We start from the raw sequence: 10142 nt of genomic DNA, 5'->3' as shown, positions 1-10142 counted from the left end.
CCGCGAAAGCTGTGCTCGTGGTGCAGGTGAAGATTGCTGTTGCCGATGTGACGCTTGGTTTGGTTAGCCATGAAGGTGATCCGCTGAGTGAATACATAACCTCAGTGGGATGAGTATTTATTTACGGTTTGATCACCATGGACTGACCTCAGATCATCGTATGGCACTGGTCTTGTGACTGGCTGAGCTACAGCAAGCAGAGTGATGGAGTTCATGTTGCTTACGCCATTGAGAGGGATGCCTAATAGCCCTCTGAATAGGACCTAGATTGGTATCTATATTGATGATTCGTGATGTAAGAATCTATTAGCCTTTTGAAGATCAGTAATGATTAACAGAGGGTGTAGTAATGGGTGTAGCGAAGAGTGTAGTAATGGGTGTAGCAAGGAATGGTGAAGTAAAGGTTTAGTAAGGTATGTATAGAAATATGGTGGCAGGTGCGAATGCAATGCCCTGTTCACGAGTGCCAGGCCTCTGCCTGCTTACCACTTTCCGATATTGAAACCATCGCGCTCTTTACCAGGTCCCCAAATCTGATGTGTGTTGCATGGGGATGGGCAGAGCGCCGGGGGCTCATTGCATTCGTTCCTAGTGTCTCACCACATTTCAGAATGCAAGGGGGCTCCCTCACGCTCGAAAGCGGCTTAAGCCGTTTGCGGCGTGGGTTACCTGGGGTGGGATAAATGACGAGGCACCCAGCATCCGTTCTGTGTTTTGAATGGACAATGTTGGCTCCCTAAATAAATGCGATTGCTAGCAGGGATCATCGCGCAGCGGACGGTCCTAGCGGCTAAGGTATTGAAGGCTTCTGGCGATGTGGAGACGGCGCAGACCATCCGTGGCCATTCGTTGACCACAGCAAGCCCTATTTGACTGTCGATCAAGCGACGATTCGTTGGGCATTTTAAATTGCGTAAACGCTGAGAATTAACCTAGTTTGGTGCCGATAATTACACCCCTAATGAGGGTAGCTCTTACTCATTTGTTGAGGTCTATAGTGATCTCTATGCAATTATAGTAAATAAAGCTATCTTTACTTAGGTTTCGATATTTTCTAGATGAGGTTGTGATGGATCCCTACAGTAATCCCTTTGCCCCTGGCGCAGGTTTTCCTCCGCCCGAGCTCGCTGGCCGGGATCCTATCTTGGAGATGGCTCGTATTTCTTGTGGGCGTGCAGTGAGAGGGAAGCCGGCCCGATCGCTGATGCTCTTGGGCCTACGTGGAGTCGGCAAGACGGTTCTTCTCAACGAAATCGGGAATATCGCTAGGGAGCAGGGAATGCTCGTATCTCAACTTGAGGCGCCGGAGAAAAACACGCTCTCTACTCTCCTTTATCCTGAGCTTCGACGGGTGATGCGTTCTCTATCGGGATTCGAAGCAGCAAAGCAGATAGCCAGTCAAGGTATGGGAGCCCTGCGCAATTTTGCCGCGATCTTCAAAATAGACATAGGCGGAGTTGAGGTTGGTGTTGAAGCTGCAGAGCCTGGGCTGGCTGATAGCGGCGACCTTCAGCACGACCTACCAGACCTGTTCACAGTAATTGGTGAAGGCGTAAAAGCTGCTGGTAAGGGATGGGTTCTACTCATCGATGAGGTTCAATATCTCTCTGAAGATGATTTATCAGCGCTGATCGTTTCGATGCATCGGATGGCTCAACGCGGTTTGCCTGTAGTTTTGGTTGGGGCGGGGCTTCCGCAGGTTGCTAAGTTGGCTGGCGAGGCAAAGTCGTACGCAGAGCGACTGTTCCATTACCCAGCTGTCGGCCCGCTCGATGAAGAATCCGCAAAACTGGCAGTTCGCAAACCTATTGAAGAGGAAGAGGAAACGATAGAGGATGCTGCTCTCGATTCAATTTTTGCTCGAACGAAAGGTTATCCATTTTTTTTGCAAGAGTGGGGTTCTACGTCATGGGATGTAGCACCTGGTCCTGGAATCACACTCGGTGATGTAGATCGCGCTTACCCTGAAACCCTCGCCCGCCTTGATGAAGGATTCTTCAAGGTTCGGTACGACCGGCTTACCAAGGCCGAGATCCAGTTTGTGAATGCGATGGCCGCTCTTGGTGATGGTCCATATCCCATGGCAGGTATTGCTAAGGAGATGGGGCGCGACCAATCCTCACTGGGGCCGGCTCGGGCCAACATTATTGCCAAGGGAATGATCTACAGCACAGATCATGGCTTCCTTGATTTCTCGGTTCCTCTTTTCGCTGAGTATCTTCGCCGTCGCGGTGAATAAGAACGGCGAGGTTCGAATTACAGGAAAAGCAAAGCACTATGACTACGGATGGAAGAATTCACCTGGGCACGCTGGGAATGGGTATCCCCAGAATTTACAGCGACGTGGTGGCACAGATCGTTTCCAACCATCTTGCGATTGAAAGCGCCTTGATAAAACGGATTCAAGCCCGTTCGCTTGCTCCTAGAACGAGGCAATTCGCCTCACGTCTTACAGCGGTCCAGGCTGACCTCGGCACAGCGAGTGATGACTGGGCGATAAACGCCTGTCGCAAGCTTAACAAGGTTCGAAACAAGTGCGCGCACATTGACGATGCAGATTATCAGTCTCTAGAGGTAAGACTTTCGGGGCCGACGGATGATTTTTTGACGTTTGTGAAGCTCCATAATCGTAGGCTCGATACACACAAGATCAGTGATTTCCAATGGGCATGCACCATGACTTACCAGCGGATCTATGAAATTCTCGAGCTTGATTATGACCCTCTTGTGCTTGGCAGACACGCTTCACTACCCCAAAAAATGGGGCAATTCTTTTTACGCCCGAATGTGTAGGAATAAGCCATGCACGTAGTGGATAACCTGATAGCAGGCCTGGAAATTCTGAAGAAATACAAACCTTCGATGTGCACCTATTCCAGCGGTCGCGCTAGACGAACCCTCGAAACGCAAGAGGAAGAATTTGTTGACCTCACCACTACTGATCGTTCGCGATTGCTTGAGTTGGGCTGGGAAACGAATGGGGCCCTTGTCTGGAGAAAGTGACAAAATAGGTTACCCAGGTACACCCAGCGCTTTGGCATCGTGCAGGAATTGGTCCACAGGAGCGGCACGATTCCGCGCCTCTGAAAGCGGAGAGAGTTCGAATGTTGGATGCTGACGCTGCGTACTTCGCATTGGCCTGTTTAGCGGCTTTGCTTGTTTATGGAGCAGGCCAATCGAGCGGCTCCAAAGGTGTGAAGCGACGTATAAGGAAAGCACTGGATCAGCATGATGTTGACGTCGCTAACGGATACACCGAAGGCTATTCAAAGCGCGGCCTTGGCCGGATAATCAGGGACATAATCAGTTAAGAGTTCGGAAGCCCAGAGACAGGGGGGGGGGCTTCCCCCCGGCGCCGATGCTGTGAGGTGGCTAGTTGAGGTTGTACCCATGCAAGCGGGTCAACAGAATTTCCTTCCAATGACTTTCGCGCGAATCGATCTCCCCCGGCATCGCGTGCAGGTCTGCGATCTCCAACAATGAAAATCGCAGATCCTTTTCACGTTCGGGCGGAGCATCAATGCCAAACTCCCGCTTGAGCGCCACGTTGTGGCCATGGCTGGTCGTCGAATACGTACACCAGCGCCCCCATATGCCGGTTTCCCCGTCGGCCTTGCCTACGTAGAGCTTACCGGTGTGGGTATCAGTGATGAGGTAGATGCCCTTGACGCTCGACAGAGCCGATCGCCAGGAATCAACGTTCTGGTGCACCACCACATCGAGCTGGCTTTTGGTCAGGTTGACCTTTTTGAAGCCGGGGAAATGGCCAATGCTGAGGCGTTCGGCCAGCAGCTCAGTCACTGCCAGGTCGCCAGCCAGGGTTTCTCCGTACGGGTAGGAGTTACGTTTGGTGTAGTTGCTGCTCAGATACAGCCGCCCCACCCACTCTTCGGCCGCCGGCACACGCTCCAGGGTGTAGATGTAGTCAGCCTTCGGGCCGCCTCTTTCGACGCAATCCATTGTCCGAAACAGACCTGCAAACAACCAGCGGGTTGGACGTCCGGCCTGAATCAGCGAAACCACATAGGGCAGCTTAAAATTGCGGTTACTTTGACGCCTCTGCCACTTGTCGAAGCCTCCCTGTATGAACACATCGAGCGGGTGATCCTCGCCGTTGTACCTGGCCAGGTGGACCTTGGCCTGTTCCGGCGTAAACGTCGGCTCCCACAGTTTCAACAGATCGAACAGGTTCAATTCAACGCTCCCCAGGTAGTCATGATCGCGAGTGTATTCGTTGTAGGTGAGGAGTGCATCGAGGGCTTGCACCCTGCCTTGAACTGATAATATGAACTCGATAATGGCGAGCTCTACACAGGCTTTGGCGGCTGAATTTACGGTCTCGTTGATTGCTTGAGGCGCTTCGGACCATTTACTAACTGACCATGGAAAACTGGCCATGACACGCGCACTGACCCAGGAACAGGAAGCCGAAGCAGATCGCCTTGCAGGCGAGCATGCAACGTTACGTGACCTGGTTGTTGCCGCGGGCTATGGCAACAAGCTCAGCGACGATGAGGTTGCCGAGTTGCGGGCTGAAATGTCGGTCTTGTCGAGCCAGTATTTCGACCTGACTGGGGATGATCTGAAATAGCCGGCACTGAACTCGCACCTATTACTCTGGACGCGGTGGCTGGCCTGTACGCGGTAGCCTCGGGTCAGCTTACCCGCGTCAACTGTGGTTCCTGACCAGACATTCTGGAAGGCGCGCTTGTTCGCGATGATGAGTGCCCGGCCTGCCAGTTGCTGCTGGCTGCTGATGCTCGTCTGCGCAATGCCGGTGTGGCCTTGCCAGCATTTATTGCCCTGGACAACGCCAGCAACTGACCACGGATTATCCGCTCGCCGGCAAGGCCGCGTCACAGTATCAACATTTCGGGGTGATTAAGTCCCCTCGCACAGTAGGACAATCATATGAAGCTGGATCGCATCTCGGGAAACTCGGAATGTTACGGCGGTGGGCTTCAAGCGTTCTGCACAGCATGCAGGGGACTGAATGGTAGCCCGGGTTCAGAACAGAGTCAGGACGGCGAGAAGCTGCCTGACAACCTTCGACTGTACGCGTGCCGTTTTTGTAACCACCGTTTCGAGGTTGAAGTGTCCTCCTCAGCACTGGCAGAGGTGGCTCCTGTAATTTCACCGGGTACATCAACCATTACTGTTCCATGCCCCTGGTGCGGCACCTCGAACGAACACAACGCTGAAGCATGGCCATCGGTGAATACCGGTGGGGTTTTCACGGTTTTGCCTTTCACGACCTTCGAAGTGGATTGCTGCGAGTGTCACGCCGTATACGTGCTCCGGCCGCAAGCTGAATAATTCAAGGATAACCACGGGGGACAGTCATGGCGGAAGCCAGACATCCATCCCGCAGCCGCAGAGTTAAGAGAAATCGCCAAGAAGGGATCGAGTGCCTACGTTACTGCTCAGGAAACTGGAAGCATTGCGTGACGTTACCGGCTATCTGAGCGCGATCCTTGAGGGTACCTCGGGTGACGCAACGCATTTGATTGCGGCCAAGGCTGCGGTGCGAAGCGTGATCGAGAAAGCCGAAAAATCTAGGCGCGCAACAACCCGACGCAACACCATCAAGGCGGCATTGCGGGCCGCCGATAACAGATAGGATTTGTTCAAGGAGGTAGGAGCAACGTGACATCCGTATTGTTCATCCAATCAGTGATATGGACACTGTGCGCAACGGCGCTTGGGATTTCGTACTGGAACTATTCACGCTACGTTGAGGCGAAACGGGACCCTGAAAAATCCAAGCGCAACCTCAAAATCGCTTTGTACGCGAGGAGCGATGCAGGCATCGGAGAAGCCGAGTTCTCGAAGATTGAAAGCGCACACTATCGTCCTTACCAGACGCGCTTTAGAGTTGCGCTGCTCGTCGGCCTGAGCTTTACGGTTGCAGGCATGGCACACCTGCTCGTTTAGTCGCGAGTACCCTCCGACTGGACCTCAAACTGTGTCAGTGCAGGAGACTTGATCCGGAAAAAATCGATGCCTAAGCAGAGACTCCACATGACCCCCGCAGAGGCGGCAGCCAAAGGATGGCGATGCCAGACCCACCTGAAAGCCGAACGCCGGGGCCGAGCACCAAGCCTGCTGGCACTGTTTGGCAGGGACGGTGCGCTTACAACGTCTATGATCCAGCTGACTGCGTGCCATGGATCTGGCAGCCAGGTCCGACGCAACTTCGTCGTCAAGCTATCGCCGCCCGCGCCCAGGAGCTAATCGGGGGCGGCTGTTTGCTGCTGGACACGGAAACAATAGGCGTGGGGGATGACGCCGAGGTGTGCGAAATCACGAATATCGACACGAACGGTACTCCGATCCTCGATACGCTAGTGCGACCTACTCAACCGATCCCGGCCGAGGCGACCGCGATTCATCGCATCACTGACGAGATGGTGGCCACCGTGCCGAGCTGGCCCGAGGTGGCCGAACAGTACGCGGCCGTCGTTGCTGGTCGCACAGTCGTTGCGTACAACACCGCTTTTGACGTGAGACTGCTGCAGCAGACCCACCAGATACACGGCCTGACCACGCCGATTCTGACCACCGCCTGCGCCATGCTGCTGTATGCCTCATGGAACGGCGAGTGGGTGGAAGGGCGTCAGGGCTGGCAGTGGCGTTGGATCAAGCTGATTGAGGCCGCCCACGAATGCGGCGTGTTGGAGGATGGCGCCCACCGCGCCCTGGCCGATGCTCGTATGACCCTCGGTGTTCTGCGCTATCTGCAACGGCGAACGAATGGGCGAAAGCCTTCCCGGCCAAAATGTTGATGGAAACGTGGCGGCACTAACCAACTAATCGAACACACCATCTAGTGTTGAGGGGAAATGATATGAGCGAAGAGACTGAAGCCCTCAAATTTCTCAATCAGCTTGCCGACGCTATTGAGCAGCATCATGGCAAATGCAAGGTTGACCGCAACCTGTTCCTGTTTTGGTTAGACGATATGGTTCGCCAGGGCCTTGCAACCGGCGCCGGCGAAGAAGCGGTCGTGGCAGCCGTATTTAAAACCTACCCGTCATGGCAAAACGCGTTGTTCAAAACCGATAGCGATGGCTGAAGAGAACATGACAGAGCAAATGTTGTAATCGAGGGTTTGCCCCTCCAGGCACACCCCAACCCGCCCTCCAGCCCGGGTATGGTCAGTAAAATAGGGTCACTTTCGGCTACAGGAACGAGCAGGTGACAAGCATGAGCGAACTTGAATTCACACAGTCCGAAATTAACGAGGCACTGGCCGAGGTCTCCGCCGCCGACAAGCGCGTTTGGGACTGCTCGACAGGCACCAGGCTCAAGTGCATCAAGAACCTTGTGATGGACGATAGCGCCGAGCAAGCGTTCACCCAGGGTCAGAACTATCGCGTGGAGTCCATGCACCCAATCGCCATGCCTGCCTTTGTTCGGGTGATCGATGACCAGGGTGAGCCGCACGAGCTCGATGGTTATCACCTGCGTGAATACTTCGGACGATAGGAGAGGCAGCCATGGCCATGATCGAGCAGCCCATTACCCCCGAAGACGAAGCTCGTTACTTTCAGGTGATGAATGACTACAACGACCTGATGCGTAGGCTCGACATTGGGCCGGTGCCCATGTGCCACTTCACGCCGATGGAGTTCCACGAATGCGACTCCGATCCGAGCGGGCGCAGTGACGGCTATCAGTGCCGGCATTGCGGCCATAGCGAGGACAGCACCGAAGCCTGGGCGAAGGTGCGAGCCCGCGAAGCCAAGTCACCCTCTCCCACCATTCACCAAACCATGCCTGCGCTCGACAGCGCACCGTTCTAGGAATGTCCCATGCGCGCCGACCTGCTTGAACGCTACGTTGCCCGATTGCGTGCCGAGGGTGCTGGGTACCACTCGATCAATGTTGATATACCGTATATGGTCGGTCGTAAGCGGCACGATGCGGGCGTCCCATGGAGCAATGCACTGGGCCTGACCTACCGCGCCCAGCGCCTGGCCCGTCTTGGCTATGCCGACGCCGCGCATGGTCGACAAGTACGACCTACCGCGGAGTGCTGGCCGAACATCGACACCTGAAAGGAAAAACATGAAATTTGATGATATGGCAGCAGCGATTGCGAAGTGGGCCGGCACTCAACCTCTCGTTCGCAAGGCCTACCTGTTTGGCAGTCGGGTTCGGGGCACCCATCGACCAGATTGCGATTTTGATGTTGCGGTCGAGATTTTCACCCTGCCAGGTGATAGCAGTCCATTTACAACTTGGACCGGTGAAGCGCAACGGCTCAAATCATCGATAGCCGGCGTTGTTCCTGTTGCCATCGATCTTGATTGGTTCGGAGATGAGGGAGAGACGCCTCGCATCCATGCGGCGTTAGAGCAATCAAGCCTTGTGGTCTATGACGTTGAAAATACTACCTCAAACATCCCGACCAGCTGATCCAGGGAAGGTGCGGATCTGCCGCCCAGGTACATCCAAGCCCCGGCCGAAACCCGGGGCCGAGGCCGTAGAAAGATGCGGATTTCGCATCTACTGAACGATAGGAATGCTTTCGTGAGCGTGTATACAGGTCCAATTGAATTAACCCTCATTTACGGTCAGCCTGGCGGGCTAGGCCGAACCGCAGAGCCGAAAACGGTCAAAATGGTCATGCAGCGCATGCATGCATTTATCTCGGTTGTTGTTCCCGAAATTGGGGTTGCCCTGCTTAAGGCTCCAGGACTTACTCGCGCACACATAAAGTTGAGTGACGGTACGAGTATCGAAGGTACAGTACGCGCCGTTCAACACGATTATTTCGAGCTGGTCGAGGACACACAGCAAGCGTATAGGCGTGAGAAGCCATGCAGAAGGCAGCAAAATGGCGCGGTATTGGAATCGCCCCCGTTGTGATCGTAATCACCGGCATCACGGTTTTTTGGATTGAGTGGTGGGTGAAAAGCTTGGGTCATTAAGACCGCCACTGTCAGATTAGAACTCCTAGGTAATGACCAGCCCAGCCGTCAAGGTTGGGCTAAGCCCAAGCGACCCAGACGATTAGGATGCGGGTTTATTCCCTGTAGGTCGGGAAACCATCGACGTAAGCTCCCTAAACGGTAATGCGCGACGACATTCAATATTTCCGAGCGTGTGGAAAATATTGGTCAGAATTGCGAAAGGGGTTGCCTCTATGCCGACACTAGAACCCAACAAGCTGCCGCCGCTGACTGATGCCCAGGTGAAGGCCGGTGCGCGGCCGGGAGAAAGCTGGGAACAGGCGCGCAAGCGCCTGGAGGGCTTGAACTGGGCGTGTCCGCCAGCCCCTAACGACGAGCACCCCGGCGCCGATTTCACCATTGCCGGTCCGGTCGATGAATGCGAAGGCCTCGACGGTCAGCCGATCCGATGGGAGTCCGGCGAGCTTGGCGGCTGGCGCTACTGATTATCCATTTCGACCAAGACACCGCGACCATGCCGTGCCGACTAGGCCTTGCCCTGCACAGGATCCGCCTCGGCGATTAGCCTGTCGGCGGGATACGGCCGCATGAACTCTATGCTGTCCTCCGCTGGCGCCCGTAACCAATCCTGATGCACGTCATTCGGCAAGATGACCACCATGCGCTTTTCGTCATCGGGCTTGTGGTAATTGCGCATCAACGAGTGCTCCGCCGCGTTGATCGTGAGCATACTATAGCTGTGCACCACTTCTCCCGATGGATTAATCCACCGCTCCCACAGGCCGGCAATACCGATCAGGGCACCGTCTGCTCGGGTAATGCGTGTGGAGATTGACTTGCCAGAACGCCAGTCGGGCTCGTAGAACGCAGTGCATGGAATGATGCAGTGCTGGGCCTTGGCCCAGGCCGATCGGAATGACGGTTTGGACGAAGCCGTTTCACTCCTGCAATTGTATGTGTTGCGCGCGAGCTTGGTGTCCTTCGCCCAGAACGGCAGCAGACCGAACATACCAACCAGCGCCTCCACCGGGTTCTCCCCCTCCTCCACCCCTTCCTCTCCCCGTGCACGCAAAAAGGGTCCCATGTACCCAGGCCACAAGCCGGCTTTTTAATTGTCCGAAATAATCCTATCCCATCCAAGATAACGCCTGATAGCCTAGATATTACGGGGCTTTAGCTATTCCCCTGTCCGATGGCGCTCAACGCCATTTGACCTCATCCGAC

General features: G+C 54.9%; 14 protein-coding genes and 1 pseudogene. 13 read left to right on the top strand and 2 right to left on the bottom strand.

Annotation, left to right across the window (positions count from 1 at the left end):
* Positions 1 to 1069: 1069 nt before the first annotated feature.
* From KW848_RS30930 to KW848_RS30920, 3 genes are read left to right on the top strand one after another with little or no spacing between them, the layout of a single operon-like run.
* Positions 1070 to 2239, top strand: a complete 1170-nt coding sequence (locus tag KW848_RS30930) for an ATP-binding protein (protein ID WP_218539119.1) — start codon at positions 1070 to 1072, stop codon at positions 2237 to 2239.
* Positions 2240 to 2277: 38 nt separating this feature from the next.
* On the top strand, positions 2278 to 2793 hold the full coding sequence (locus KW848_RS30925) for a hypothetical protein (RefSeq protein WP_218539118.1): 516 nt from the start codon (positions 2278 to 2280) through the stop codon (positions 2791 to 2793).
* A gap of 9 nt (positions 2794 to 2802) precedes the next feature.
* On the top strand, positions 2803 to 3003 hold the full coding sequence (locus tag KW848_RS30920) for a hypothetical protein (protein WP_218539117.1): 201 nt from the start codon (positions 2803 to 2805) through the stop codon (positions 3001 to 3003).
* 369 nt (positions 3004 to 3372) lie between these two features.
* Here KW848_RS30920 and KW848_RS30915 read toward each other — a convergent pair whose 3' ends face one another.
* Positions 3373 to 4398 carry a GIY-YIG nuclease family protein gene (locus KW848_RS30915; protein WP_256365343.1) on the bottom strand — a complete coding sequence of 342 codons (1026 nt, stop codon included), beginning with the start codon at positions 4396 to 4398 and terminating at the stop codon, positions 3373 to 3375.
* Between KW848_RS30915 and KW848_RS30910 the strand changes: the two genes are divergently transcribed.
* The 10 genes from KW848_RS30910 to KW848_RS30865 all read left to right on the top strand — a co-directional run bounded on the left by KW848_RS30910 (position 4397) and on the right by KW848_RS30865 (position 9403).
* Positions 4397 to 4591 (top strand): hypothetical protein, encoded by a 195-nt coding sequence (locus KW848_RS30910; RefSeq protein ID WP_218539116.1) that lies wholly within the window; start codon positions 4397 to 4399, stop codon positions 4589 to 4591. The two genes, KW848_RS30915 and KW848_RS30910, sit on opposite strands and share 2 nt — an antisense overlap.
* 816 nt (positions 4592 to 5407) lie before the next feature.
* A complete protein-coding gene (locus KW848_RS30905) occupies positions 5408 to 5620 on the top strand; it encodes a hypothetical protein (protein WP_218539115.1) in 213 nt (70 codons plus the stop codon).
* 26 nt (positions 5621 to 5646) lie between these two features.
* On the top strand, positions 5647 to 5934 hold the full coding sequence (locus KW848_RS30900; RefSeq protein ID WP_218539114.1) for a hypothetical protein: 288 nt from the start codon (positions 5647 to 5649) through the stop codon (positions 5932 to 5934).
* A gap of 314 nt (positions 5935 to 6248) precedes the next feature.
* The gene (locus tag KW848_RS30895; protein ID WP_256365342.1) at positions 6249 to 6785 is read left to right on the top strand and encodes a 3'-5' exonuclease; all 537 of its coding nucleotides are present in this window, start codon (positions 6249 to 6251) and stop codon (positions 6783 to 6785) included.
* 62 nt (positions 6786 to 6847) lie between these two features.
* Positions 6848 to 7075, top strand: coding sequence for a hypothetical protein (locus KW848_RS30890; RefSeq protein WP_218539113.1), 228 nt, complete (start codon positions 6848 to 6850; stop codon positions 7073 to 7075).
* Between the two features lie 131 nt (positions 7076 to 7206).
* A complete protein-coding gene (locus KW848_RS30885; RefSeq protein ID WP_218539112.1) occupies positions 7207 to 7488 on the top strand; it encodes a hypothetical protein in 282 nt (93 codons plus the stop codon).
* Between the two features lie 11 nt (positions 7489 to 7499).
* Positions 7500 to 7805, top strand: coding sequence for a hypothetical protein (locus KW848_RS30880; protein WP_218539111.1), 306 nt, complete (start codon positions 7500 to 7502; stop codon positions 7803 to 7805).
* Between the two features lie 9 nt (positions 7806 to 7814).
* On the top strand, positions 7815 to 8060 hold the full coding sequence (locus KW848_RS30875) for a hypothetical protein (protein ID WP_218539110.1): 246 nt from the start codon (positions 7815 to 7817) through the stop codon (positions 8058 to 8060).
* 10 nt (positions 8061 to 8070) lie between these two features.
* On the top strand, positions 8071 to 8421 hold the full coding sequence (locus tag KW848_RS30870; RefSeq protein WP_218539109.1) for a nucleotidyltransferase domain-containing protein: 351 nt from the start codon (positions 8071 to 8073) through the stop codon (positions 8419 to 8421).
* A 730-nt stretch (positions 8422 to 9151) separates the two neighbouring features.
* On the top strand, positions 9152 to 9403 hold the full coding sequence (locus KW848_RS30865) for a hypothetical protein (RefSeq protein ID WP_218539108.1): 252 nt from the start codon (positions 9152 to 9154) through the stop codon (positions 9401 to 9403).
* 41 nt (positions 9404 to 9444) lie between these two features.
* On the opposite strand, the pseudogene KW848_RS30860 reads toward KW848_RS30865, so the two are convergent.
* Positions 9445 to 10017 (bottom strand): annotated as a pseudogene (locus KW848_RS30860) (SOS response-associated peptidase); the annotation flags it as partial.
* Positions 10018 to 10142 lie beyond the last annotated feature (125 nt).

Source organism: Pseudomonas sp. PDM25 (genome assembly GCF_019219045.1).
Taxonomy (GTDB): domain Bacteria; phylum Pseudomonadota; class Gammaproteobacteria; order Pseudomonadales; family Pseudomonadaceae; genus Aquipseudomonas.
Note: the sequence above shows the minus strand (reverse complement) of the source record. Positions and strands in the feature narration are given on the sequence as shown.

Excerpts from the sequence above, each read along its gene's own strand:
- KW848_RS30930 (WP_218539119.1), top strand. The coding sequence starts at position 1,070 with ATGGATCCCTACAGTAATCCCTTTGCCCCTGGCGCAGGTTTTCCTCCG.
- KW848_RS30915 (WP_256365343.1), bottom strand. The coding sequence starts at position 4,398 with ATGGCCAGTTTTCCATGGTCAGTTAGTAAATGGTCCGAAGCGCCTCAA.
- KW848_RS30885 (WP_218539112.1), top strand. The coding sequence starts at position 7,207 with ATGAGCGAACTTGAATTCACACAGTCCGAAATTAACGAGGCACTGGCC.
- KW848_RS30920 (WP_218539117.1), top strand. The coding sequence starts at position 2,803 with ATGCACGTAGTGGATAACCTGATAGCAGGCCTGGAAATTCTGAAGAAA.
- KW848_RS30890 (WP_218539113.1), top strand. The coding sequence starts at position 6,848 with ATGAGCGAAGAGACTGAAGCCCTCAAATTTCTCAATCAGCTTGCCGAC.
- KW848_RS30925 (WP_218539118.1), top strand. The coding sequence starts at position 2,278 with ATGACTACGGATGGAAGAATTCACCTGGGCACGCTGGGAATGGGTATC.
- KW848_RS30910 (WP_218539116.1), top strand. The coding sequence starts at position 4,397 with ATGACACGCGCACTGACCCAGGAACAGGAAGCCGAAGCAGATCGCCTT.
- KW848_RS30870 (WP_218539109.1), top strand. The coding sequence starts at position 8,071 with ATGAAATTTGATGATATGGCAGCAGCGATTGCGAAGTGGGCCGGCACT.
- KW848_RS30875 (WP_218539110.1), top strand. The coding sequence starts at position 7,815 with ATGCGCGCCGACCTGCTTGAACGCTACGTTGCCCGATTGCGTGCCGAG.
- KW848_RS30865 (WP_218539108.1), top strand. The coding sequence starts at position 9,152 with ATGCCGACACTAGAACCCAACAAGCTGCCGCCGCTGACTGATGCCCAG.
- KW848_RS30880 (WP_218539111.1), top strand. The coding sequence starts at position 7,500 with ATGGCCATGATCGAGCAGCCCATTACCCCCGAAGACGAAGCTCGTTAC.